The organism is Streptomyces sp. NBC_00984 (genome assembly GCF_045162475.1).
Taxonomy (GTDB): domain Bacteria; phylum Actinomycetota; class Actinomycetes; order Streptomycetales; family Streptomycetaceae; genus Streptomyces.
On sequence record NZ_CP108734.1, the window covers coordinates 8,094,525 to 8,120,163 of the forward strand.

Genomic DNA, 25,639 nt, shown 5'->3' on the forward strand with positions numbered 1-25,639 from the left:
GGATGGGCGTCGTGGGCTGTGCCAATCGGTGGTGCTCCACTTGGTGTGGGTGTTCAGGAGCGTCGACATAGGCGCCGCCTGCAGATGACGCACGCCGATTGCAGTTGGGGCATCAAAGCGATGAAAGGTCCGTGGGCATACCGAAGCTCCGATACCGCGAGCACCTGCGCACCCGGCGCGCGGCCGAGCCCGCGGTGACCGTCACGCAACTGTTCCGCGAGATCAAAACCCAGGGCTGTACCGGCAGCCACAACCTCCTGGTCCGCTACCTCGCCCAGGACGAGCCGAGGGCAACCGGCTGGTGACCACTCCACGCCACGCGACCCGGCTCCTGCTCACTCACCCCGTACACCTGTTGACCAAGGACACCGCGCTCCTGTCGACCCTCACCACCGCATGCCCCGAGATGACCGAACTCTCCAGACTGGTCGCCGAGTTCGCCCAGTTGCTGACCCCGGCGAAGGGCAACGGCACCCGGCTCACCGAGTGGATCACCGCCGCCTGTGCGGCTGGCCTACCCCACCTGCACAGTTTCTGCAACGGCCTGGAACTCGACCGCGCAACCGTCAACGCCGGCCTGACCCTGCGCTTCCACAACGGCCGCACCGAAGGCGTCAACACCCGCACCAAGAGGATCACGCGCCAGATACACGGCCGAGCAGGATTCGACCTCCTCCGCCACCGCATCCTTCTGCCGTGACAACGGAACGTCACCACCGACTACGGAACAGAGTCGAACGTTTTGCAGTCCCTCGTCGGGCAGGGGCGCTCCTGCCGTCTGCGACTGCTCACGGACGCCCTGGCCGTCAGCAAGAGCCAGGGCCTCGCCCTTGTGGTTCAGGACCTGGTCGCCGTCGTAGTCGCCCTCGCAGTCGGCGAGTCCCTCTCGACGTGCCGCTCCCCGTCTCGACGTGCCGCTCCCCATCGTCGTACAGCAGCTCGATCAGCTGGTCCCGGTCCGCGCCCCGCGACGCCTCCAGAAGCACCTGCGCCTGCGGTCCCGACCAGCCTCTCCGACGCCTTCCCGTGGGCGACCGACGCCGACGGGAAGGTACGTGAGGTCGCCCACGTACCTGATGTTCGGCGGCCGTGCGGGGAAGCGCCGCTGGAGGAGGTCCGGCACCTGGGGCGTCATTTGACGACCTTACCGGGGCACCGAGCCCCGGCTCCGGCCCCCGATCAGACTGTCGGATTCCTGAACTCCCGATCGATGAAGTCAAGGATCTCGCCGGCGTCCGCGTCCGCGAGTGAAACAGCGGCCACACCTTCCGGCTGTGAAATCTGCTGCCATTTGTTGAGCGCGGAGGCCAGCCGATCCGCGACCGTAGATGCCTGCTTCTCATCGAAGGTGACAGAGTCGAACATCTGCTCTATTCGGTCGAGTTCGGCAAGCAGGGTCGTTGACGGAATCCGTGGATCGAGGAGGTCGTCGAGCCGGGCGGCCAGCGCGGCCGGGTTCGGGTAGTCGAACACCATCGTGGCCGGCAACTGTAGCCCTGTGCTTTTGCCCAGGCTGTTGCGCAGCTCTACGGCGGTCAGTGAATCCAGGCCCAGGTCCTTGAACGCGGCAGTCCCGGGAATCGAGTCAGTACCGGCGTGACCGAGCACCGCTGCCGCGCTGTCACGTACCACCTTGAGCAAGGCTTGCTTGCGCTCTTCGGGTGCCAGGCCGGCGAGCCACTGCACCGACGACGCGTCACCGGCGGCAGTGCGCCGTGTGGCCTTGGGGTACAGCGTGCGCAGCAGGGCGGGTACGTCGCCGTCGCCGTCCCGGACCGGGTTTATCGGGGCAGCGAGCACAAGCGACTCGCCAGAGCGTGTCGCGGTGTCGAAGAGCTGCATGCCGTGGTCGGCGGTAATGGTGCGCAGGCCACTGCGCCGAATCCGGTCCCGGTCGGTGTCGGTCAGCTTTGCGGTCAGGCCGCTGGTGTCTTCCCATAGGCCCCAGGCCAGGGAGAGTGCGGGCAGGCCTTCGGTGCGGCGTTGTTCGGCGAGGGCGTCGAGGAAGGCGTTGGCCGCCGCGTAGTTTCCCTGTCCGGCGGTGCCCGTGATGCCGGCGGCGGAGGAGTAGAGGATGAACGCGGCCAGATCCATGTTGCGGGTGAGTTCGTGCAGGTGCCAGGCGCCGTCGGTTTTGGGGCGCAGTACGGTGTCGAGTCGGTGTGGAGTCAGGGACTCCACCACGCCGTCGTCCAGTGCACCTGCGGTGTGGATCACTGCGGTGAGGGGCACATCGGCCAGTGCCTGGGCCAGTGCGGTCCGGTCTGAGACGTCGCAGGCCACGGTGTCGACCTGGGCGCCCAGCTCGGTCAGCTCCTTGGTCAGCTTCTCGTCCGGGGTACTGCGCGACAGCAGCAGCAGGCGCTGGGCTCGCTGGCTCGTTACCAGGTGGCGGGCGATGATGCCGGCCAGGACTCCCGAGCCGCCGGTGATGAGGACCGTGCCGTCGGGGTCCCAGACCGTCTCTTCCGCCGGAGCGGGTGCCGGGGGTGGTGGTGCGGGTCAGTCGTGGTGCTTCGTAGCGGTTGCCGTTGATGCGCAGGCGGGGTTCGTCGAGTCCGGCGGTCGCGGCGAGTTGCTCCGGGCTGAGGTCGGCGTCGTCGCTTTCCACGAGGATGAACCGGCCGGGGTGTTCGGACTGGGTGGAGCGCATCAGGCCCGACACCGCGGCCCCGGCCAGATCCGTACCCGTCCGCACGACCAGGGTGCTGTCGCTGAAGCGCTGCACGGCCAGCCACTGCTGGACGATCCGCAAGGTATGGGCGGTCAGCGTGCGGGTCTGGGCCAGCGGGTCAGCGTCCTCACCGGACAGGGCGCTGAACACGACCACGTCCGGCACTGGCATGTCGTCGTCTTCTGTGAGGTCTTCGAACCGGCCGATCGTCACATCGGTGTGCTCGGGTACCGGGATCTCGCTCCAGGTCAGAGCGAGCAGATCACTGGCGCCGGTGCCGAGTGTGTCGGCGGTTACGGGCCGGGTGGTCAGGGCGCCGATGGTGGCGACCGGTCGGCCGGTGGTGTCGGTGGCGCGTACGTTCCAGCCGTCAGCCGTCGGTGTCACCGCGACGCGCAGCATGGCAGCGCCGGTGGCGTGGAACTGAACTTGGCTCCAGGAGAAGGGCAGCTGTACTTCCTGTCCGGTGTCGCCCGCGTTCAGGACGCAGGTGTGCAGGGCGGCGTCCAGTAGTGCGGGGTGCAGGGTGAATCGTGCCGCGTCCTGGGCCTGGTCCTCGGCGAGAACAACCTCGGCGTAGACGGTGTCCTGGTCACGCCAGGCGGCTTGCAGGCCTTGGAATGAGGTTCCCCCGCTGTGCGGGAGTGGCTGACTAGCTGGTCAGGGCGGGTTGACGTGGTTTCAGGTTCACTTGTTCGGCTGCTGCCTGGTTGGCGTAGTGCTTCTCCTCGTACTCGATCGGGCTGAGGTAGCCCAGCCGTTTCTGGATGCGGCGGGGGTTGTAGAAGCCGTCGATGTACTCGAAGAGCGCGAGGTTCGCTTCGGCCCTGGTGGCGAAGACGCGGCCGCGGATGCACTCGGTCTTGATGACCATCCACAGGTTCTCCGCCAGGGCATTGTCGAACGAGTCGCCGACCGAGCCCATGGACGCCTGGATACCGGCCCTGACCAGGCGTGTCGTGAGCTTCACGGACGTGTATTGACAGCCGTGGTCGGCGTGGTGGATGAGCTCGCCGGGGGCGACTTCGCGGTTGGCCAGGGCGTATTCCAGCGAGGTGAGGACCAGGTCGGCGTCCGCGCGGGCGGAGGTCTCCCAGGCGACCACCCGGCGGGAGAACGCGTCGCGGATCGCGGACAGCCACAGCGGCCCCTCCCCGGTGGGGATCATGGTCAGGTCGGTGACCCACAGCCGGTTCGGCCCGTTCGCGGTGAAGTCGCGCCCGACCAGGTCAGGGGCGAGATCGGCGTCCGGGTCGCGCCGGGTGAAGCCCTTGCCCCGGCGGGGGCTAATCCCGGCCAGGCCGGCCTGGCGCATGAGCCGCTCGACGCGCTTTCTGCCGACGTGGACGCCCTCACGCCTGAGGACGGCGTGCACGCGGGGTGAGCCGTAGATCCCGCCGGACTCGGCGTGGACCTGGCGGATCCTGCTGGTCAGCTCGGCGTCCCGGCGGCTTCGTTCGCACGGCTCGGTCTCGGCCTGGCGCCACCGGTAGTAGGTGGAGGAGGGGATGGAAAGTTCCCGGAGTACGGGCTCGACCCCCAGATGCGGGTGCGCGTCGAGGAGCGCGGTCACCTGGGCCGGGTCGGGTCGAGCTGGGCCGCGAAAAAAGCCGAGGCCGTCCGCAGGACCTCGTTCGCCCGCTTGAGCTGGGCGTTCTCCTTGCGCAGGGCGGCAAGTTCCTCACGCTCGGCGGTGGTGAGCAGGTCGCCCCGCTCGCCGGCGTCGGCCTCGGCCTGGCGGATCCAGTTACGCAGGGCCTCGTGGTGCACGCCGAGCTCCTCGGCCATACGACGGATCACAGGCTTCGGCTCGGCAGTCCGGTACATCTGCACCGCACGCTCACGCAACTCCAGCGGGTATTTTCTCGGGGCAGGCATCGTCTGGGCTCCTCTCATGAGACCCATCTGACCCTCTGTCACCCATCCCCGCATCTCGGGGGAACCTCAGAAGGCGGGTCCGTATTCGTAGCCGGTGGCTGCCAGGTCGTCGTAGAAGGTGGTGACGTCGACCGGTTCCGTGTCTACCGGCGGCCACACGGGGAACCCGGGCTTCGGGAGGGTGTCGGCGGCGGGGCTGATGGTGGCGGTGACGTGCCGGGTCCAGGCGTCGCTGTGGTCTGTCTGGGAGTACACGGTTACCGGTCGATGTCCGTCGCTGTCGGCCTCACCGACGGTCACGGACAGTTGTACGCCGCCGGCCGGGTCCAGCAGCAGCGGGGTCTCGATCACCAGCTCGTCGACAACCTCGCAATCGGCCTCGGCGGCGGCTCGGGCCACAAGTTCCACGAAACCGGTACCGGGCAGGAGGACGGTGCCGCGCACGGCATGGTCGGCCAGCCAAGCATGGGTGCCCAGCGACACCCGGCCGGTCAGCACCACACCGTCGGAGCCCGGCAGGGCCACGACCGTACCCAGCAGCGGGTGGCCGTCGCGGGCAAGTTGGCTCGTGTTCCCTATGGTCCAGTAGCGCTGGTGTTGGAAGGCGTAGGTGGGCAGGTCCAGCACCCGCACTTCGGTAGCACCCACAACTGCTGGCCAGTGGATGTTCACGCCGTGGATGTGCAGTGTGGCGAGGGCGGTGGTGGCGGCTTGTGCTTCGTCGTCGCCGTGGAGCATGGCGATGCCGTCGATCAGGCGTGACAACGTGCGGTCCGGCCCGATTTCGACGAATACCGCGTTCTCGTGTGCGGCAACCTGGTCGCCGAATCGGACGGTGTCCCGGACCTGTCGCACCCAGTACTCCGGTGTGACAACCGCGTCTCCGGCAGCCATCGTGATCTGCGGTACTCGGTAGTCGAGTCCCTCGGCCACGGTTCGGAATTCGTCGAGGATGGGTTCCATTCGAGCTGAATGAAATGCGTGACTGGTCGTCAGGCGTGTCGACTTGCCCAGGGCCGCTGCTGCTTCCAGCACTGCGGTTTCGTCGCCGGTCAGTACCACGGAGGAGGGTCCGTTGACCGCGGCGATTTCCACGCCGTCCGTCAGTGCTGCCTGTGCTTGTTTCTCCGAGACCGGTACGGCGACCATTGCTCCGCCTGTGGGCAGGGTCTGCATCAGGCGGGCGCGTGCGGAGACCAGGGTGCATGCGTCTTGCAGCGACCACAGGCCGGCCACGTATCCGGCGGCGATCTCGCCCACCGAGTGGCCGATCACCGCTTGTGGCCGTACGCCCCATGATTCCAGCAGTCCGAAGAGGGCGACCTGCAAGGCGAACAGGGAGGGCTGTGCGTAACCGGTTTCGTCCGTATCCAAGCTTGAGTCCGGTACGTCGAGGAGATCCCACACCTGCTGGTGGATTTCCGCGAATACCGGGAACACCGCGGCCAGCCGCTCACCCATTCCCGCCCGCTGTGAACCCTGGCCCGGGAACACGAACACCACCCGAGGATCAGACAGCGCAGCGCCGGCGCCGGTGATCGTCTCCCCACCCAGCAGGACGGCACGGTGTTCGAACACCGACCGCGTCCCGGCGAGTGTCGATGCCACTGCCCGCATGTCCACCTCAGGCGTGGCGGTGAGGTAAGCGCGCAGCCGGCCCTCGAACTCGACCAACGCCGAAGGAGACTTCGCCGAGATCACCAGCGGCACCAGATCCGAGGCCACGGCCGGTGCCGGGGCCTCCTCGGTCTCCACCACCGGCAGGTCCGGTGCGCTTTCGAGGATGACGTGCGCGTTCGTGCCACTGATCCCGAACGACGACACACCCACCCGACGCACTCGGTCCATCACCGGCCACGGCTGGTTCTCCGTGACCAGCTCCACCGCGCCGGCGGTCCAGTCCACATGCCGCGACGGTGAATCCACGTGCAGTGTGCGCGGAACGACGCCGTGTTGCAGGGCCAGTACCATTTTGATGACGCCCGATACACCCGCAGCCGCCTGCGTATGACCGATGTTCGACTTCAATGAGCCGAGCAGCAGCGGCTGTTCACGGTCCTGACCGTAGGTGGCGATGAGGGCTTGGGCTTCGATCGGGTCACCGAGCGTCGTACCCGTGCCGTGCGCCTCGACCACATCCACATCAGCACTCGACAGACCGGCGTTGGCAAGCGCCTGCCGGATCACCCGCTGCTGCGACGGCCCGTTCGGCGCCGACAGACCGTTCGACGCGCCGTCCTGGTTGACCGCCGAACCCCGCACCACCGCCAATACCTGGTGGCCCTTGGCCCGAGCGTCCGACAGGCGCTCGACCACAAGCACGCCGACGCCTTCGGAGAACCCCGCACCGTCTGCGGTGTTGGAGAATGCCTTGCTGCGGCCGTCGGCCGCGAGGCCGCGCTGTCGTGCGAACTCGACGAACGTCTGCGGGGTAGGCATCACGGTCACGCTGCCGACCAGGGCGAGTGAGCACTCGCCCTGCCGCAGTGCGGAACTCGCCTGGTGCAGGGCGACGAGCGACGACGAACACGCCGTGTCCACCGTCATCGCCGGACCCTCAAGCCCGAACAGATACGACACTCGGCCCGACAGCACACTCACCGCACCGGCGGTAGCACCAAACCCACCAAGATCGGCACCGGCGCCGTACCCGCTGCCGAAGGCGCCCATGAACACACCGGTGTCACTGCCCCGGACGGATTCCGGGTCGATACCGGCTCGTTCGAACGCTTCCCACGATGTTTCCAGCACCAGACGCTGCTGGGGGTCCATGGCCTGCGCTTCGCGTGGGCTGATGCCGAAGAACGAGGCGTCGAACCCTGCGGCGTCCAGGAAGCCACCCTGCACGTTGTGTGCCTTGCCGGGTGCGTCGGGGTCCGGGTCGTACAGGTTGTCCAGGTCCCAGCCGCGGTCGGTGGGGAAGCCGGAGATCGCGTCCGTGCCTGACTCGACCAGCCGCCACAGGTCCTCCGGTGAGGACACTCCGCCGGGCAGGCGGCAGGCCATGCCGACGATCGCCAGGGGTTCGTCCGTGACTGCCCGCATTGGGGTTTTCACGTGACGTGATGTTGAGGAACTCGCTCCGACGAGGAGGTCGTCGAGGTGGGTGGCCAGTGCGGTCGGGTTGGGGTAGTCGAACACTGTTGTGGTCGGCAGGCGTAGTCCGGTGGCTTTTGCCAGGCTGTTGCGTACCTGCACGGCGGTCAGTGAGTCCAGGCCGAGATCCCGGAATGCGGTATTCACCGCGATGTCACGGGCATCGGAGTGGCCGAGGACCTTGGCCGCGCTGTCACGTACTACCTTGAGCAGGGCTTGCTTGCGCTCTTCGGGTGCCAGGCCGGCGAGCCACTGTGCCGACGACGTGCCACCGGCGGCAGTGCGTCGTGTGGCCTTGGGGTACATCGTGCGCTGCAGGGCGGGTACGTCGCCGTCCCGGACCGGGTTTATCGGGGCAGCGAGCACAAGCGACTCGCCAGAGCGTGTCGCGGTGTCGAAGAGCTGCATGCCGTGGTCGGCGGTAATGGTGCGCAGGCCACCACGGCGCATTCGGTCCCGGTCGGTGTCGGTCAGCTTCGCGGTCAGGCCGCTGACGTCGTCCCACAGGCCCCAGGCCAGGGAGAGTGCGGGCAGGTCCTCGGCACGGCGCTGAATGGCCAGGGCGTCGAGGAAGGCGTTGGCCGCCACGTAGTTGCCCTGTCCGGCGTTGCCGGTTATGCCGGCGGCGGAGGAGTAGAGGATGAACGCGGCCAGATCCATGTCACGGGTGAGTTCGTGCAGGTGCCAGGCAGCGTCGGCCTTGGGCCGCAGCACGGTGTCGAACCGTTGTGGAGTCAGGGACTCCACCACACCGTCATCAATCACACCTGCGGTGTGGATCACCGCTGTCAGCGGATGCTCCGGCGCCACACCCGCAAGGGCCTGCGCCACTGCGGCACGATCGGAGACATCACACGCCGCCACCGCGACCTGGGCACCCAGCCCGGTCAACTCACTGACCAGCGCTTCGCTCGGGGTACTGCGCGACACCAACAGCAGATGGCGGGCTCGCTGGCTCGTTACCAGGTGGCGGGCGATGATGCCGGCCAGGACTCCCGAGCCGCCGGTGATGAGGACCGTGCCGTCGGGGTCCCAGACCGTCTCTTCCGCCGGGGCGGGTGCCGGGGTGGTGGTGCGGGTCAGTCGCGGGACCTCGTAATGGCCCCCATCGATGCGCAGGCGGGGTTCGTCGAGCCCGGCGGTCGCGGCGAGTTGTTCCAAGGTGAGGTCGGCGTCGTCGCTTTCCACGAGGATGAACCGGCCGGGGTGTTCGGACTGGGTGGAGCGCATCAGGCCCGACACCGCGGCCCCGGCCAGATCCGTACCCGTGCGCACGACCAACGTGCTGTCGTTGAAGCGTTCCTCGGTGAGCCATTGCTGGACGGTCTGCAACACCTGGGCGGTCAGCGTGCGGGTGTGCGTCAGCGGGTCGTTGCTGGTGTCGGTGAGGGCGGTGCATACGACCACGTCCGGCACCGGCACGTCATCGGTGTCTGTGAGGTCTTCGAAGCGGGCTGTGGTGAGGCTGTTGTTCTGCTCTGGAGTGGGGAGTGGGGTCCAGGTGACGGAGAGCAGGCCGCTGGTGGCGGTGGCGGTGGGTTCGTGGACGGGGACGGGGCGCAGGGTCAGGGCGCGGGCGGACAGGACGGGAAGCCCCGTGGTGTCCGTAGCCCTGAGGGACAAGGTGCCGTCACCGTTCGGGGTGAGTTGTATGCGGAGTTGGGTGGCGTTGCCGGCGTGCAGGGCCACGTCGTTCCAGACGGCGGCGCTCTCACCGGCGAGGCTGAGAGCGGTACTCATCAGGGTGGGGTGCAGGGTGTATTTGTCGGTGTCCTGGAGGTCCTCCAGAACGGCTTCGGCGAACAGTTCACCGCCTCGGCGCCATGCCGGTATCGCCGCTTCCACGGGTACGGCACCGGCCGAGGCTGCTGAGGGGGCGCCCCGCGGTGGCGAGGCCGAGATGCTGCGCGATGTCGCGGGTGTGCATGGCCTGATTGGAGTTCGCAGCCAGGATCTGGCAGACCTGGCCCCAGCGGCCGGAGGGGGCCCGGCCTGGATCGTGCGCGCTGGGGAGGGCCGGTGGATGCACGGTGATCTCGATGGTGGTGATCGGCGTGCTGTCGCGAGGTCGTCCGTCGCGGTTCCAACTGTTGTAGTGGGAGGTGCCGCACTTGACGATGCGGGTGGACAGTCGCATCCGGCGCCCGGGAAGCAGCGCGTGCAGGACGCGGGCACCGATGTGTCCCACCAGGCCGGAGTTGGTTCTCGGCCCGGTGGCCGCAGTCGTGTCGACGAGGCTGACGACCGTGTCACGGGCGGCCTCCAGAGCGATGGTGAAGCCGGCCCGGTCGGGATCCCGGCACCGGCAACAACGGCCGGACCTCCGCCCAATCCGCGTCCGTCATGTCCGACGGATACCGGCGAACCCGATCGGGATGATCGGCCGCTTTGCCGTACACGTGCGCGAGGCAATCGCACGACACGGCGGGCGAGTTGAAGGCAGCGGGCTCGGGCGCGTACAACAACGACAACAGGGCCCGGGACAACTCAGCCTCCTGCGACAGCATGCCCGTGAGGGTCCCCCGGCCTCGAGTCTCGCCGCGACCTCGGCCAACTCCGCCCGCAGCCGCTCAACTCGCTCGCGGCAGGCCAGCTCCGTGGCCTCCAGACGCTCCACCCGTCCACCCCCCCGGGCAACACCGCGACCGTAGAGGCCAGCCACCCCCACCGCTGGCAGATCCCTCTACGCAACTACGCAGAGTGCTACCTCAAGACGGACCGCACCGAACAGGGTTCGCCTATCCAGCCAGGGCGAGGACGAGCGGGAGTACCTGGTCGGTCAGCGAGGTGCCGTCGCGACAGCGGTGACGATCAGTCCGTTTCCGACCAGCCAACGGCCGTTCATCAGGTCCGGGGCCGACTGCCGACCGTGACTCCGGACCGGGGGCTTCGTCAGTAGCCGAGCGGTGAAGGTACCGGCCATTGGGTCGAAGCGCAGTTCTGCGTCAGAGAACCCCAGCCGTTGCCCGGTGTATGGGTACCACGCCTTGTATACGGACTCCTTCGCGCTGAACAGCATCCTGTCCCAGTGCCTGCCGGGTGGTGCGGATCGTATCCAAGCCTGCTCGGCAGGGCGGGCGATGGCCTCCAGGACTCCGTCTGGAAGTGGCGCATGCGGTTCGGCATCGATGCCAAGCATCGTCAGCTCCGTTCGGTATGCGATTGCCGCAGCCCGGTATCCGTCGCAATGGGTGAGGCTACCGACAACTGCGGCGGGCCAGCGCGGGGCACCGTGCAGGTCGGGCAGCACCGGCCCCGGCGGCAGCCCCAACCGGCTGAGGGCCCGTCGGGCGCAGTACCGGACCGTCGTGAACTCCTGGCGTCGCTTCTCCACCGAGTTACGAACAAGAGCCGCCTCCTCCGGATAGAGCTTCGCCTCCGGCGGATCACAGAAGGACTCAACGACTTCAACGCCGTCGGGCAGCAGTCGCCTCAGCATCCGGACCTCCCTCACGCCAACGGGGCAGTCGGTAGGATACGGCAGGGTGGCGCGGTGCGCGGGTGGCCTAGAAGATTGCTGAAAATCTCGGGTTCTGGCCCCGGCTCGGTGGAGTCGGGGCCAATCTTGTAGGCATGCAGGGGGAATGGGCCGGGGAGATGGTCGGGCCGGATGTGTGGGAAACGTGCCGGGAGTTGATCCCGGCCGGCAGTGCGTTCGCGTTCCTGGCGGAACATCGCGAGGTGCTGTTCCCGCTGGGGATGTTCGCGGACATGTATCCGTCGTCCAACGGCCGTCCGAGTCTGCCGCCGCAGGTGCTGGCCGCGACGGTGGTGCTGCAGAGCCTTCAGGGGCTGTCGGACTTCGAGACGGTCCAGGAACTGCGGTGTGACCTGCGGTGGAAGGCCGCGTGCGGGCTCGGGCTGTACGACACCGCGTTTGATCCGTCGCTGCTGACGTACTTCCGGCGCCGCCTGCGTCATTCGGCCGACCCGATGCGGATCTTCACCAAGGTCAAGGAAGTCGTGGCCGCGACCGGCGTGCTCAAGGGCAAGCAGCGGCGCGCGCTGGACTCCACGGTGCTCGATGATGCGGTGGCCACCCAGGACACCGTCACCCAGATCATCTCCGCGGTCCGCCGGGTGATCCGCGAGGTCCCCGGCGCCGGGGAAGTGGCCGCGGAGCACTGCCAGGCGCATGACTACAGCGACCCGGGCAAACCGAGGATCGCCTGGGACGACGAGACGGCCCGCGCCGCGCTGGTCGACGCGCTGGTCACCGACGCCCTCAACCTGCTCGGACACCTGCCTGAGCAGAACCTGGGCGAGAAGGCGGCGAACGCGGTCGGCCTGCTGGCCCTGGTCGCCGGGCAGGACGTGGAACCCGCCGAGGACTCCGACGGGCGCGACGGACGCTGGCGCATCGCCAAGCGCACAGTGGCCGACCGGACGGTGTCCACCGTTGACCCCGACGCACGGCACATCCACAAGAACCGCAGCCGTCACCAGGACGGCTTCAAAGGGCATGCGTCTTTCGAGCCGGAGGCAGGCCTGTTCACCGCCGTCGCCCTGACCAGCGGCTATGGCCCCGACAACCACGAGGCCGCCGTCGCCTGCGGTCTGCTGGCCGACGAGGAAGAGGGCACGGCGTTAACCGTGCTCGGCGATTCTGCCTACGGAACCGGCGATCTGCGCGCACAACTGCAGGCCGACGGCCACACCCTGGTGATCAAGCCGCCGCCGCTGCGGCAGGCAGTCCCCGGCGGCTTCACCATCGACGACTTCCGGATCGAACTGGCCGCCGGCACCGCGACCTGCCCTGCGGGACACACCGCCGGCCTTGGCCAGATCAAGGCGGACGGCGCCCGCACCGCCCAGTTCAAGCGTGTCTGCACGGGCTGCCCTCTTCGGACGCGTTGCACCACCTCCAAAACCGGACGCACCCTCAACGTCCACCCCCAGTACGAACTGCTGGCCGCCGCCCGGGCCCAGGCCGCCACCGACACCGTCTGGCAGGACGAGTACCGCCGATGGCGGCCACCCGTCGAACGCGCCATCGCCTGGCTCGTCGCCAAGGGCAACCGCCGGGTCCCTTACCGGGGCGTCATCGCCAACAACATCTGGCTCCACCACCGCGCCGCCGCTCTCAACCTCCGCCGACTGATCACCCTCGGACTCACCCACACCAACAACATCTGGCATCTCGCCCCGGCCACCGCATAGCGAAAGGGGCCGTCCGGCCTGCGGCCGCACAACCCCTCGACAAGATTTTCAGCGGTCTCCTAGGGCCTGTCCGGCGGATCATGGCCGGGGTCGCGGCGGCTGACACGGCACCTCGCAGCGTTGCCGAAACGCCCGGACAGCTCCGCTATCAGGACGCTCCGGCGCCTTGCGATGCACCGCACCAGCCGCCGCGCCCTGTCCGACCCTGATCCGCCGGACAGGCCCTAGCCTGCGCCACTCACGCGGATAGCCGACCGACACCTCCTCGAAGCGGACCCCGTCGTGCACAGTAGTTTGGGGGATGTGCAGATGTCCGTAGACCATCGCCGCGACCGTGAACCGCCGATGCCAGTCAGCCGTCCTTTCCGTGCCGCACCAGAGAGCGCACTCGGGATGGTGCAACACACGCGTCGGATCACGCACCAACGGATAGTGGTTGACCATCATGATGGGGGTCGCCGGATCCAGTGCAGCCAGCCGCACCTCGGTTTCCTTCACCCTGGCCTCGCACCACGCCTGCCGGCTCTCGTACGGATCGGGGTGCAGCAGGAACTCATCGCTGCACACCACCTCCCTCTCGTAGGTGGCCGCGAGCGCCCCCTCCCGGCTGAGCCCGGGTGCAGTGCGGAACGTGTAGTCGTACAGCAGGAAGAGCGGGGCCACAGTCACCGGCCCCTGCGGGCCCTGCCAGGCCGGATACGGGCCCTCGGGCGTCACGCCCCCCAGACTGCGGCAGAGCTCCGCGATCCCGCTCACCGCGTCGAGGGCTGTATCGATGACCAGCCGCGCTTCCTCGGCATCGGTCAAGGTCCTCCCGTATCCAGCCAGTAGGCGGGGCCACGTCCAGGAGGGGCTGTTCGAGCTCCGGCGAGACCGGCGCTCGGTGGTCGAGTTGGCGCGGCAGGATCTGCCGACGCTCACGGACTCGGCCGAGCGGCTGCTACTGAAGTTGAATGTGTGATGTCGGTCAGCCATGTGTGATCAGGGGCGTCCTGGTCCCAGCTGCGATTCGGTCCATGACTACGCCGTCTACGTCGCGCCCAACGTCTGGGTCCGCACTACCTCTGACGGGTCAGCATCCTCGGTTGTAGATCGCCCGCAGCCACGGTTCCCTGACGGCGGGCATCCGCGCGAGCGTGTACCGGAACGCCTCCCTGGACGGCTGGAACGGGTACCACGGGTGCGGCGGCAGCGGGTCGTCCCGCTCCACGCCTGCTGGCAACCCGCCGAGCACCGGCAGCCGGGTCCGGTGTGGCGGGAAGGCGAGCTCGGCCCAGAGCGCGGCATCCATAGGTACCGGCACCGCCCCGGCGCGCGGCTGCCACATGTCTCCGGTCTGCGGATGGACCGGCACCAGCACCAAGTCAGTGGCCGGCTCGCCAAACCCCGGTCCCGCCAGGTCCAGCCTCTTCGCACCTTCCCCGGCGGGCAGCAGCGCGCCAAGTGCCCGGCCGAGGAGCTCCGCGACCGGCCCGCGCGCCACCTCGACCGGCGCGCCCCCGGCGGCCACCACCACCTGGGCGAGGGCCACGCCCGCCGGGATGTCCCGGTACTCGCTCAGCCGGTGCCACAGCGCGCCGGTGGCCAGCAGCTCCGCCCAATCCATGATCGGCCGCTCCGGCGGGCCGGGCAGCCGCACTACCGCCTGCGGGACGAGCCGGACGACCTGCCAGCACCCGCAGTCGTCCATCCTCGTTCCAACCGGCAGATCGCAGCCCAGGCAGGCAAGGTTCGGCCCGTCCCTCCCGTCGATCCCCATGCAGTAGCCCCCGGCCCGTTCGAGGATCAGCCCGGTGCCGCGCATGTCGCCGGGCGCGAGGAGGACGGTGTCCGACGGTCCGTCGGACAGCGCGCCGAACGGCGCGAAGCGCCCCCGCTCCGCCGCCTCGCGCGCCCTGACCTCGTCCCACTGCCGCCACGGCGGTCCGTACGGCGCGGGGTCGACGGCGTAGGACCCGGCCTCCAGCAGTGGCGGGTGCAGCGTCTCCCAGTGGGCGTCGGCCAGGTGGATCGGCAACGCCACCTCCGACACCGCCGCCGTCAGGACCGCACCGCAGCCCGCACACCCGAACACCGCCAAGCTGTCCCCTCCCGCCCTCGAAGCCCCTGCATCCCAGCAAGCAGGCGGACCGGGGAGCAAGGGGTTTTCAGACGACGCTGAACGCCCCACCGATAGGCAGAGCGGGCCTCGACGTCCCGGTCGCAGCCTCAGGAAGCCGGAAGCCGGAAGCCGGAAGCCGGAAGCCGGAAGCCGGAAGCCGGAAGCCGGAAGCCGGAAGCCGGAAGCCGCGCCGGACTGAGCCGCTGAACGTGATTCGTACCGTCGGTCAGCCGTCCATGATTAGGCCTGTGCCAGCGAGACAGCCGTCGACCAGGTCCGGGCGGTACTGGATCTGCTTGAATCCACGCTTCACGACCTGCGTGATCTGGTCCAGGTCGACTGCGGCGAGGTTGCCCACCGAGCCGAGAGGACTGAACGTCGAGCCGAGAGCACTCGACGTCGAGCTCAGCTTCTTCTCAGCCGGTGTCGCCCAGGCTTGAGACGACCGAGCACCTTTCGCACCGGATGAGGGGGAGTTCATGGTCTCCCGCACCGCCGCGCTGCCCGATGTCCTGATCGGTGACTGGACCGAATCGGGGAGAACGGGCGACGCGGACAGACTGAACCAATTCTTCGAGGCCGCCTGCGACCGCACACCGGCAGCCATCGCGCTCGAATGCGGTGCACACCGGTTGACCTACGCCGACCTCGACGTCCGGGCCAATCGAGTCGCCCACTACCTGCGTCGGATCGGAATCGGTCCGGGCAGGCTCGCGGCCCTGCTGCTGCCGCAGTCCGTGGAGACGTACGTGTGCCTGCTGGGTGTCTGCAAGGCGGGGGCGGCGTTCGTTCCGATCGACCCCGCGGCGCCGCCCGACCGGGTTGCCTTCATCCTGCGTGATGTGGGCGCCGACGTGGTGCTGACCACGTCCGCTCTCGCCTCCGGAGCCGTCTGGGCGGGGCCGCGCAAGGCGTGCCCGGTGGTCGAGGTCGACGCGCGCGCCGGGGATTTCGATCTGCTGCCGTCCTCGCGCCTGCCCGAGGACCGGCGCGCGGAGGACCCGCTGGCGTACGTCATCTACACGTCCGGGTCCAGCGGCAGGCCCAAGGGCGTGGAGATCGCCCAGTCGAGCATCTGCAACTTCCTGCGGGTCGTTTCCCCGATCTACGCTGTCCGGCCGCGGGACCGGGTGTACCAGGGCATGGCGATCTCGTTCGACTTCTCCATCGAGGAGATCTGGCCGACCTGGGCGGCCGGCGCGACGCTTGTCGCCGGACCGGCCGGCCCGGGACGCCTCGGTGCCGAGCTCGCCGATTTCCTCCAGGAACACGAGGTGACCGTCCTGTACTGCGTACCGACGCTGCTGGCGACGATCCCGCGCGACCTCCCGCGGATCCGCAGCGTCGTCGTGGGCGGTGAGGCGTGTCCCGCCGCACTCGTCGAGCGGTGGAGCAGGCCGGGACGGCGCATGCTCAACACGTACGGACCGACCGAAGCCACCGTGACGGCTACGTGGCAGGAGCTCCTTCCGGGCCGGCCGGTCACCATCGGCCGGCCCCTGCCCACGTACACGGTCGTGCTCCTCGACGAGCGGCGCCGCCCGGTCCCGCAGGGCGCCGTCGGCGAGATCTGCCTGGGTGGCCCCGGCCTCGCCCGTGGCTACGTGGGACGACCGGACCTGACCGCCGACCGCTTCGTCGAACACCCCCTGGCACCAGGGAACGGCCCTCTCTACCGCACCGGCGACCTCGGCAGGATGACCGCAGACGGGGAGATCGACTACCTCGGCCGGGCCGACGCGGAGGTGAAGATCCGCGGGTACCGCGTGTCACTGGAGGAGATCGACAGCGTACTGATGGAAGACACCGGTGTCGCCCAGGCAGGCACCGCCCTCATGGCTGCTGGCGACGGCGACAGTTTCCTCGCCGCCTACGTCGTGCGCACCGAGGACCGCGAAGGCTCCGATGACGATCTCACCGCTCGGTTGCATGAGCGCCTGCGCCGGTCACTGCCCGCCTACATGGTGCCCTCGACCCTGGACTTCCTCGGCCGGCTGCCGGTCATGCCCAGCGGCAAGACCGACCGCAGACGACTGCCGCCACCGGTCGGCCACCGGCTCGCCGGTACCGGACACGTGGTGCCGGTCCGCGGGGACCTGGAGACGAGAGTGCGTGACGCCTGGGCGCAGGTGCTCGGTATCGCCCCCGGGGAGTTGTCGGCGGAGGCCGACTTCTTCACGGGCCTCGGCGGACATTCCCTGCTCGCTGCCCGTGCCGTGTCATTGCTGCGTGACCAGGACGGCGCGGCAGGACCGACCCTGCGGGACCTGTACGAGCACCCCACCGTGCGGGCGCTCGCGGCACGCCTGAGTTCTTCGGCGGCCCGCCCCGCCCCGACGGCGCGGCCCCGTCCCGCCCCGCTCAGGCACGGCCGTGGGCGGATCGCGCGTGCCGGGCTGGCCCAGCTGGTGGCGATGTACGGGTTGCTCCTGCTGCTCACCGGGCCGGTGGCTCTCTCCTACTCGGTCCATCACGGCCAGGAGTCGGGCTGGGGTGCGGCGTGGTCCACCCTCACCGTGCTGGCCGGCTATGTCGCCGTGCGCTGGCTCGTTCCGGTCGCTCTCGCCCGGCCGTTGGCGGCGGGCATCAGGCCCGGCCGTTACCCGCTGTGGGGAGCGACCTATCTGCGGCTGTGGGTGCTGGACGTGCTCGTGCACGGCATCAGCCCCCTGCGGGTCCTCAGCGGATCCCCCCTGATGGGCCCCTACCTGCGGCTTCTGGGCGCACGCATCGGCCCTGACACCACCATCGCCACCGGTCTGATCGGCCTGCCCGCGCTGCTGCGCATCGACCGCGACGCCGCGATCGGCTACGGCGCCGTGCTGCGTCCCTGGCAGGTCGCCGACGGGTGGGTCACGATCGCCCCGATCACCATCGGCGAGCGGGCCTTCGTAGGTGCCAACGCGGTCTGTGAACCCGGCGCGTGCCTGGGACCCGGGTCCGCGCTCGGCGAGCAGTCCGTGGCGGGCCCGGACGATCCGGTACCCGCCGGGGCGCGCCGCGCCGGATCGCCCGCACGTCCTGTCACCTCGCTGTCGCCCTCTGTCGAGGCGATGCTGGGAACCCGCGGCGAGACGGACCGCTGGCAGCCGAGGCAGCTGCTCGCCGTCCTGCTCGGTCTGGTCCTGCTGGAGGCAGCCGCGGTCGCCGCGGTCCTGCCGAGTGTCTCCCTGCTCTGGTGGGCCTGGCTGCACGGCGGCCCGGCCGCCGGACTGGCCGCCGCCGTGCTCTCCGGCCCGGTCTTCGTGATCACGGTGTGCCTGACCGTCGCGGTCGGCAAGCGCATGGTCCTGCCGAGGACACCCCCGGGAACCCACCCGGCGCGTTCGGCACTCGGCGTACGCAAGTGGATCGCGGACAAGCTGCTGGAACACAGCCTCATATTCACCAACTCGCTGTACGCCACGCTCTACACGGCCCCGTGGCTGCGGCTGCTCGGCGCCCGCATCGGCCGCCGCGCCGAAGTGTCCACCGTGTCGCACATCGACCCGGACCTGCTCACCCTCGGCGACGGCAGCTTCGTCGCCGACCTGGCGGGCATCGGCGTCGCCTCCTTCGCGGCCGACCGCATGACCTTCGAACCGACCGAGGTCGGCGAACGTTCCTTCATCGGTAACGCGGCGCTCGTTCCGGCCGGAACACGGCTCGGCTCGGGCTGCCTGATCGGCGTGGGCACGGTCCCGCCCACGGACCGTGTGCCTGCCGACAGCACCTGGCTGGGCTCGCCCGCCCTGCGGCTTCCCGTACGCCAGGCCAGCGGGACGTATCCCGAGAGGCTGACGTTCTCGCCTTCCCGCAAGGCCGTGCTCGGCCGTCTGGCCATCGAGTTCTTCCGGACCACCATGCCCGCCTCGGTACTGGCCATCAGCGCCTGCCTGTACCTGCTGGCCCTGGCCGACGCCGCACACCGGACAGGGCCGCTCGTGCCCCTGCTGGTGTCCCCGCTGCTCGCCATGGGCGCCGCGCTGGCCGTCATCGCGTACTGCGTGCTGGCCAAGTGGGTGGTCGCCGGAAGGTACCGGCCGCGCATCGAGCCCCTGTGGAGCCTGTTCGTGCGCCGCACGGAGTTCGTCACCGGACTGTTCGAGGCGGCCGCGATCCCGATCGGTGTGGGCCTCCTGGTGGGGACACCGTTCCTGCCGCCGGTGCTGCGCCGGTTCGGAGCCCGCATCGGACGGCGCACCTGGATCGGTACCACGTTCCTCACCGAGTTCGACCTGGTGGAGGTGGGCGACGACGCCGAGATCGGCATGCACGTCTCGCTGCAGAGCCATCTCTTCGAGGACCGCGTGATGAAGATGTCGACGGTGACCGTCGGCCCCGGGGCGAGCATCGGCCCGCGGACGGTCGTGCTCTACGACACGGTGGTGGGCGCCGACGTCCGGCTCGGAGCGCTGTCGCTGGTCATGAAGGGCGAGCGGCTGACCTCGGGAACGAACTGGCAGGGGCTCCCGGCCGAAGGAACCGCCGTGGCATCCGTCGGTCCTGCATCCGTCGGTCCTGCGTCTGCCGGTCCTGCGTCCGTCTGTCCGGCCCGGTCCAGGCACTGGGGGAGACCGCCATGACACACACCGAGGCGTTCGCCGGGCACCGTCGCCTGGCCCTCGTCTACCGGGGGCCGGCCTCACAGCCCGGCTGCCCCGAGGCAGTCGCGGGGCTCCTCGCCTCGGCTCGATGGAATCTGGACGTCCGATTCACCGGGCCCGACGAGGCGCTTCCGCTGACGGCCCGGACCCTGTCCCACGCCGCGCTGTACGCCCAGCCCGGTGGCGGCACGCTCTCGTCCGCCTACCGGAGACTACGAAGGCAGCGCCGGGCAGTACGTGACTTCGTCCACCGAGGAGGGAGCTATCTGGGCTTCTGCCTCGGCGGCTACCTCGCCGGAGCCACCCCGGGCTTCGGCCTGCTGCCCGGCGACACCGACCAGTACATCTCCTCCCCGGGCGCCACGGTCCACGACGAGCGCGACACGGTGATCCAGGTGACATGGCGCGGCCGTCCGCGCACCGTGTTCTTCCAGGACGGCCCCCTCTTCGTCCTCGACGAGAACGCCGACGCGAGGATCCTCGCCACCTACGACAACGGTGCCGCCGCCGCCCTTGTGACCCGGTACGGCCATGGCCGCGTGGCGGTCACCGGACCGCACCCCGAGGCCACCGCGGACTGGTACACCGACCACGACCTGCCGATTCAGCACACCCTGGACCTGGCCGAGGAACTGGTGGAAGCCGTGATGCGGGAGTGACCCGGGAGCCCTCGTCCCCCGCGTGCTCGATGCCGCGCCGAAGAGCTTCGGCAGGGGACACGTACGGGAATCCGATGTCGCCGAGAAGTCCGATGTCGCCGAGAAGCGCACTCGGCCGACCCGAGGCACGGGCCGGCCAAGTGCGCTTCTCGATATCGGTAGTTGCTGTCTCCGTCATTCAGCCGAGTGGCTGATCGGTGACACGCGAGGCACGAGCCAGACGCTCGCGTTCCCCGGTGCCGGGCTCACGTCGTCCTTCGGGCCGCCTGTCGTCCCGCCGCTCGTCGGATTCCCGCCGGTCGCCGCTGTCGTCGTACCGCCTGCGCTCCGGGGCGTCCTCGTCCCTGCCTCGGCGTCCTTCCCTGAGGTCGCTCATCGTTCCTCTCCTCGACTGACCATTTCCGATTGACGACTCCAGCCTGTGGCCGCGGCACTGAGAAGAGACTGAGAACCGGCTCGCCCCTCAGCGTCCTTTCAGGAAACAGCGACTTCGGCCCGGGGCTATGGTGGACGGAGAGGCCACCATGCGGATGCTGATCACCGAGGACGAGCCCGCGCTCGCCGATGCCATCGCCGACGGACTGGCTGCAGAAGGGTTCGTCGCCGACATCGCGTACGACGGAGCGGACGGACTGTGGCGGGCCCTGCACGAGCCCTACGACGTCATCGTGCTGGACATCATGTTGCCCGAACTGTCCGGATACGAAGTCCTGAAACGGCTGCGGGCAGCCAGGATCTGGACGCCGGTGCTGATGCTCACGGCGAAGGACGGCGAGTACGACGAGGCGGACGCCCTCGACCTCGGCGCCGACGACTATCTGAGCAAGCCGTTCTCCTACGTGGTGCTCGTCGCCCACCTGAGAGCCCTGTTGCGCCGCGGCGCACCCGCCCGGCCCGCCGTGCTCACCGCCGACGACCTCACCGTGGACCCCGCCTGCCACCGCTGCTGCCGTGGGGAACGGGACATCAACCTGACAGCAAGGGAATTCGCTCTTCTGGAATACCTGCTCAGGCACGCCGACGAGGTGATCAGCAAGACCGACATCCTCACCCACGTCTGGGACGAGAACTTCGACGGCGACACCAACATCGTCGAGGTGTACGTCGGCTATCTCAGGCGTAAGATCGACGCCCCGTTCGGCCGCCGGACCATCGAAACCGTCCGCGGTGCCGGCTACCGACTCCACAGCACTGCGAGATGACCGATGGCCGCCGACGTCCGCTCCTGGTGGGCCCGCCGGTCGCTGCGACTGAGGCTGACCGCCGCCGCGGCCCTGGTCATAGCAGCCGGACTGGCCGGAGCGGCCCTGCTGCTCGTCGTCTGGTTGCACGCCAGTCTGATCAACGGCCTCGATCAGACCGTACTGCAACGCGCCCAAGTAGTGGCCGCTGACGTGGACAGCAATCAGATCGGCGCAGAAGTACCAGCCACCTCCCACGCGGAAGCCGCCGTGCAGATCGTCGACGGGAAGGGAGACGTACTCTCCAGCTCGGCCAACCTGCGCGGTCTGCCACGGCTGTTCACCTTCCCGGCAAGCCGGTCCGGGACCCCGCACGCCCACACCGTCCACGACATCCCCGAGCACGGGAACGGAACCTGGCGCGCCGTCGGCGTACCCGCAGGCACGCCCCACAACCCCGTGACCGTGTACGTGGCCGCGCCCACCGAGAGCGTCGACCACGGATTGGCACAGCTCTCCGCAGGCCTGGCCACCGGCGTACCGGCAGTCGTCGCCCTGCTCACCGGAATTGTCTGGCTGCTCACCGGACGCGCGCTGCGACCCGTGGACGCCATGCGCGCCCAGACGGCCGAGATCACCGGGTCCGACCTGAGCCGCCGTCTCGACGTGCCACCCGCCAACGACGCGCTCGGCCGACTGGCCACGACCTTCAACGACCTGCTCGGCCGCCTGGACGCCGCGACCCGGCGACAGCGGAGGTTCATCGCGGACGCCGCCCATGAACTGCGCAGCCCCCTCAGCACCCTGCACACCCGCCTCGAAGTCGCCGACCACCACCCGGAATCCGCCCACTGGCAGACCCTCGCGCCCGACCTGCTCCGGGAGACCGAACGGCTCAACCGTCTCGTCGACGACCTCCTCCGGATCGCACGACTCGACGCCCGGCCCCGGCTGCGGACCCGGCCCGTGGACCTGGACGAGATCGTCTTCGCCGAGGTACGCGAGGCCCGCAGCCGCACCCGCCTCGTCATCGACCAGCACGCCGTCGGCGCCGCACGCCTGACAGGCGACGAGGACGCCCTCGCCCGCGTCGTACGCAACCTCCTCGACAACGCGCTGCGCTACGCCGCGACCCGCATCGACATCAGCCTCCATACGCTGCACAACACCGCACACCTGGTCGTCGCCGACGACGGCCCCGGCATTCCTGAGGCCGACCGTGAGCGCGTCTTCGGCCGATTCACCCGCCTGGACGACGCCCGTGCACGGGGCACCGGCGGCAGCGGGCTCGGCCTCGCCATCGTCCGCGACATCGTCACGGCCCACCACGGCAGTACCCACATCGAGGACAACCATCCCGGTACACGGCTGGTCGTCCAACTGCCGACAGGAGAACCGTAGTCGCCACGCCGGGACGGACCCGGCAGAAGTCCGCGGGGCATGCGGGTCATCAGGCTGCTCATCGCGGGACGGACGACCGATGACGGCCGTGCCGCTGTACCCCGCGCGTCCTCAGACGGGGTACGCGTGGGTCTGCGTCGCCTTCACCGTCGCCCAGACCTCCGCCCCCGGGTGCAGGTCGAGTTCGGCGGCGGCGACCGTGGTGAGATCGGCGGCGAGGGGGAGGTCGCCGGTGAGGGCGGCGCGGATCTGGTCGCCGTGTGTCTCCAGACCGGCGACCTCACAGCGCCAGACGTTGCGGGCGCTGGAGCCGGCGGGGCGGCTGCCGTGGAGGGTGATGGCGCTCGGGGGGAACGCCACGAAGACCGGTCCGGACAGGACCTCCGCGACGGTGATGGCGGGGCCGGTGCCGAGGCGGACCGTATGGCCGTCCGCGTGACCCCGGTGGAGGTTGAGGCCGACGAGCTGCGCGATGTAGTCCGTACGCGGATGGCGGGCGATGTCGGACGGGCTGCCCTCCTGGACGACTTCGCCGTGCTCGACGACGACCAGGCGGTCGGCGAGGACCATGGCGTCGAGCGGGTCGTGCGTGACGAGTACGGCGACCGCTTCGAACTCGGCCAGATGGCGCCGGAGTTGGGTGCGGACCTCCAGGCGGGTACGGGCGTCGAGGGCGGCGAGGGGCTCGTCGAGGAGGAGCAGGCGCGGGCGGGTGGCGAGGGCGCGGGCGAGGGCGACGCGCTGCGCCTGGCCGCCGGAGAGCCGCCGGGGCCTGGCGCCGGTGTGCTCCGCGAGACCCAGGCGGTCGAGCCACTCGGCGGCCTGCGCACGTGCCTCCGCCTTGGTCGCCCCCTGACAGCGCGGCCCGAACGCCACGTTGTCCAGGGCGGTCAGGTGGGGAAAGAGCAGGTAGTCCTGGAAGACGACGCCGACGGGGCGGGCCTCCGGCGGCGTACGCTCCAGCGTCGCGCCGTCCAGCCGCAGATGACCTCCGGTGAGCGGTGTCAGGCCGGCGAGCGCGCGCAGGGCCGTGGTCTTGCCGGCGCCGTTCGGGCCGAGCAGGGCGACCACCTCGCCGGGCTCGACGGTCAGCGCCACGTCGAGGCGGAAGGTGCCGCGTTCCACCACGAGGCGGGCGTCGAGCCCGTCCGGGGCGGGGTTGGTGCGGTCGTCGTGGGTCTCGGTCATCCGGCGGTCATCCAACGGTCACGCAGCCCGGCCAGCACCGCGATGGACACGGCCAGCAACACCAGGCTGAGGGCGATCGCCGCCTCCGGATCGCTCTGCAGGGCGAGGTAGACAGCGAGGGGCATGGTCTGGGTACGGCCGGGGAAGTTGCCGGCGAAGGTGATGGTCGCGCCGAACTCGCCGAGCGCGCGGGCCCACGCCAGGACCGCGCCGGCCGCGATGCCCGGCGCGATCAGCGGGAGCGTGACCCGGCGGAACGCGGTGAAGCGGGACGCGCCCAGGGTGGTGGCCGCCTCCTCGTAGCGCGGGTCGGCGGCCCGCAGGGTGCCCTCGACGCTGATGACGAGGAACGGCATCGCCACGAAAGCCTCCGCGACCACGACCCCCGCCGTGGTGAACGGCAAGGTGACGCCGAACCAGGAGTCCAGCCACTTTCCGACGATGCCGTTGCGGCCGAGCGCCGTCAGCAGCGCCACACCGCCCACGACCGGCGGCAGGACGAGCGGGAGCGTGACGAGAGCGCGGACGAGGCCGCGCCCGGGGAACTCGACCCGGGCCAGCAGCCAGGCCAGCGGCACCCCGATGACCAGGCTCACCGCGGTGGCGGCGGTGGCGCAGATCAGGGACAGCTGGAGCGCCTGCCATACCTCGGCGCTGGTCAGCTGCTCGGGCATGCTGCGCCACGGGGCCCGTACCAGCAGGGCGACCAGGGGCACGACCAGGAATGCCAGGCCGATCAGCGCGGGCACGAGCAGCGGCAGCGGTACGCCGCGGACGCCACCCGCCCGGACACGCCGACGCCGCGGCCCGCCCCGGGGGGCTCCGGTCGCGGCGCCGGACTTCGCGGTCGAGGTCACGGCTTCAGGAACCCGGCCCCGGTCAGGACCTTCTGGCCCTCGGCGGACTGCACCAGTGCGATGAACGCCTTGGAGGCATCGGCGTTGGGGGCGTCCTTGAGCAGTGCGATCGGGTAGTCGTTGACGGCCTTGGCCGACTCGGGGAACTCCACGCCCTCCACCTTGTCACCGGCCGCCTTCACATCGGTCTTGTACACGACCGCCGCGTCGGCCTCCTTCAGCTCGACCTTGGTCAGGGCGCTCTTGACGTCCTGCTCGTACGACACCGGGGTGAGCTTGAGTCCGCTGGCGTCGAGGGCCTTCTGGGCGGCGGCGCCGCACGGTACCTCCTTGTCGCAGAGCACGACCTTCAGGCTCGACCCGGTGAGGTCATTGAGGGAGGAGATCTTGTCGGGGTTGCCCGGCAGAGTGGCGATCTCCAACTGGTTGCGAACGAAGGTGGCGGGCGTGCCGGAGGCGTCGCCCGCGTCGGTGACGATCTTCATCGTCTTGGGACTGGCCGCGGCGAAGACATCGGCCGGCGCACCGCCGGTGATGCTCGCGGCGAGAGAGTCGCTGCCGCCGAAGCTGAAGGTCACCTTCGTACCCGGATGCTGCTTCTCGAACTCCTTGCCCAGGGTGGTGAAGCTCTCCTTCAGCGAGGCCGCGGCGAACACGGTCACCGTGCCGGACAGCTTGTCCGACGAGGAGGCCGGGGTGGAGGAGTCCGACTTCACCGACGAGGAGTCGTCGGACGAGGAGCAGGCGCTCAGGGCCAGCAGCGCGGCGGCGCCGGCACCTGCCGCCTGCAGGGTCCGGCGGGTCCTGCGCGCAGTACGGGTTATCACGGGTCCACTCCCTCTGGTCCTGACGGACACA

At 69.6% G+C, this 25,639-nt stretch carries 18 protein-coding genes and 2 pseudogenes; 6 read left to right on the plus strand and 14 right to left on the minus strand.

The window, feature by feature from the left end; all coding sequences use genetic code 11:
* Positions 1–152: 152 nt before the first annotated feature.
* Positions 153–700, plus strand: a pseudogene (locus tag OG520_RS35995) (transposase); the annotation flags it as partial.
* Between the two features lie 479 nt (positions 701–1,179).
* Here the strand turns inward: OG520_RS35995 and OG520_RS36000 are convergent.
* The 7 genes and pseudogenes from OG520_RS36000 to OG520_RS36030 all read right to left on the minus strand — a co-directional run bounded on the left by OG520_RS36000 (position 1,180) and on the right by OG520_RS36030 (position 11,087).
* Complete coding sequence (locus OG520_RS36000; RefSeq protein WP_406016644.1) at positions 1,180–2,433, minus strand: type I polyketide synthase; 1,254 nt, start codon at positions 2,431–2,433, stop codon at positions 1,180–1,182.
* Positions 2,434–2,566: 133 nt separating this feature from the next.
* Positions 2,567–3,286: pseudogene (locus tag OG520_RS36005) on the minus strand (polyketide synthase dehydratase domain-containing protein); the annotation flags it as partial.
* A 40-nt stretch (positions 3,287–3,326) separates the two neighbouring features.
* Positions 3,327–4,247 (minus strand): IS3 family transposase, encoded by a 921-nt coding sequence (locus OG520_RS36010; RefSeq protein WP_331747561.1) that lies wholly within the window; start codon positions 4,245–4,247, stop codon positions 3,327–3,329.
* On the minus strand, positions 4,244–4,552 hold the full coding sequence (locus OG520_RS36015) for a transposase (RefSeq protein WP_329196993.1): 309 nt from the start codon (positions 4,550–4,552) through the stop codon (positions 4,244–4,246). Before OG520_RS36015 ends, OG520_RS36010 begins: the two co-directional genes overlap by 4 nt.
* 66 nt (positions 4,553–4,618) lie before the next feature.
* Positions 4,619–9,493, minus strand: a complete 4,875-nt coding sequence (locus tag OG520_RS36020) for a type I polyketide synthase (protein WP_406015896.1) — start codon at positions 9,491–9,493, stop codon at positions 4,619–4,621.
* Positions 9,456–9,836: a hypothetical protein gene (locus tag OG520_RS36025; protein ID WP_406015897.1), complete on the minus strand. Its 381-nt coding sequence runs from the start codon at positions 9,834–9,836 to the stop codon at positions 9,456–9,458. Before OG520_RS36025 ends, OG520_RS36020 begins: the two co-directional genes overlap by 38 nt.
* Positions 9,837–10,427: 591 nt before the next feature.
* Positions 10,428–11,087 (minus strand): 4'-phosphopantetheinyl transferase, encoded by a 660-nt coding sequence (locus OG520_RS36030; protein WP_406015898.1) that lies wholly within the window; start codon positions 11,085–11,087, stop codon positions 10,428–10,430.
* A gap of 134 nt (positions 11,088–11,221) precedes the next feature.
* On the opposite strand from OG520_RS36030, the gene OG520_RS36035 reads away from it, so the two are divergent.
* Positions 11,222–12,808 carry an IS1182 family transposase gene (locus OG520_RS36035; protein WP_266815641.1) on the plus strand — a complete coding sequence of 529 codons (1,587 nt, stop codon included), beginning with the start codon at positions 11,222–11,224 and terminating at the stop codon, positions 12,806–12,808.
* A gap of 78 nt (positions 12,809–12,886) precedes the next feature.
* Here the strand turns inward: OG520_RS36035 and OG520_RS36040 are convergent, their stop codons facing one another.
* The 3 genes from OG520_RS36040 to OG520_RS36050 all read right to left on the minus strand — a co-directional run bounded on the left by OG520_RS36040 (position 12,887) and on the right by OG520_RS36050 (position 15,390).
* Positions 12,887–13,615 (minus strand): hypothetical protein, encoded by a 729-nt coding sequence (locus tag OG520_RS36040; RefSeq protein ID WP_406015899.1) that lies wholly within the window; start codon positions 13,613–13,615, stop codon positions 12,887–12,889.
* Between the two features lie 265 nt (positions 13,616–13,880).
* Positions 13,881–14,888, minus strand: a complete 1,008-nt coding sequence (locus OG520_RS36045) for a hypothetical protein (protein WP_406015900.1) — start codon at positions 14,886–14,888, stop codon at positions 13,881–13,883.
* A gap of 247 nt (positions 14,889–15,135) precedes the next feature.
* Positions 15,136–15,390 (minus strand): hypothetical protein, encoded by a 255-nt coding sequence (locus tag OG520_RS36050; protein ID WP_406015901.1) that lies wholly within the window; start codon positions 15,388–15,390, stop codon positions 15,136–15,138.
* Between OG520_RS36050 and OG520_RS36055 the strand changes: the two genes are divergently transcribed.
* On the plus strand, positions 15,389–19,474 hold the full coding sequence (locus OG520_RS36055; protein WP_406015902.1) for a Pls/PosA family non-ribosomal peptide synthetase: 4,086 nt from the start codon (positions 15,389–15,391) through the stop codon (positions 19,472–19,474). The genes OG520_RS36050 and OG520_RS36055 overlap by 2 nt on opposite strands.
* Positions 19,471–20,154 carry a BPL-N domain-containing protein gene (locus tag OG520_RS36060; RefSeq protein ID WP_406015903.1) on the plus strand — a complete coding sequence of 228 codons (684 nt, stop codon included), beginning with the start codon at positions 19,471–19,473 and terminating at the stop codon, positions 20,152–20,154. Before OG520_RS36055 ends, OG520_RS36060 begins: the two co-directional genes overlap by 4 nt.
* Positions 20,155–20,332: 178 nt before the next feature.
* Here OG520_RS36060 and OG520_RS36065 read toward each other — a convergent pair whose 3' ends face one another.
* On the minus strand, positions 20,333–20,530 hold the full coding sequence (locus tag OG520_RS36065; RefSeq protein ID WP_399333587.1) for a hypothetical protein: 198 nt from the start codon (positions 20,528–20,530) through the stop codon (positions 20,333–20,335).
* Positions 20,531–20,678: 148 nt separating this feature from the next.
* On the opposite strand from OG520_RS36065, the gene OG520_RS36070 reads away from it, so the two are divergent.
* Together OG520_RS36070 and OG520_RS36075 are read left to right on the plus strand one after the other, a co-directional pair.
* A complete protein-coding gene (locus tag OG520_RS36070; protein WP_385333868.1) occupies positions 20,679–21,356 on the plus strand; it encodes a winged helix-turn-helix domain-containing protein in 678 nt (225 codons plus the stop codon).
* 3 nt (positions 21,357–21,359) lie between these two features.
* A complete protein-coding gene (locus tag OG520_RS36075; protein WP_406015904.1) occupies positions 21,360–22,736 on the plus strand; it encodes an ATP-binding protein in 1,377 nt (458 codons plus the stop codon).
* A 111-nt stretch (positions 22,737–22,847) separates the two neighbouring features.
* Here OG520_RS36075 and OG520_RS36080 read toward each other — a convergent pair whose 3' ends face one another.
* The 3 genes from OG520_RS36080 to modA are packed head-to-tail and all read right to left on the minus strand — an operon-like array spanning position 22,848 to position 25,605.
* Entirely contained in the window at positions 22,848–23,924 is a 1,077-nt protein-coding gene (locus tag OG520_RS36080) for an ABC transporter ATP-binding protein (RefSeq protein WP_406015905.1), read from the minus strand.
* On the minus strand, positions 23,921–24,781 hold the full coding sequence (gene modB, locus OG520_RS36085) for a molybdate ABC transporter permease subunit (protein WP_266423560.1): 861 nt from the start codon (positions 24,779–24,781) through the stop codon (positions 23,921–23,923). Before modB ends, OG520_RS36080 begins: the two co-directional genes overlap by 4 nt.
* On the minus strand, positions 24,778–25,605 hold the full coding sequence (gene modA, locus OG520_RS36090; protein ID WP_406016645.1) for a molybdate ABC transporter substrate-binding protein: 828 nt from the start codon (positions 25,603–25,605) through the stop codon (positions 24,778–24,780). The genes modB and modA overlap by 4 nt, the downstream gene beginning before the upstream one ends.
* Positions 25,606–25,639 lie beyond the last annotated feature (34 nt).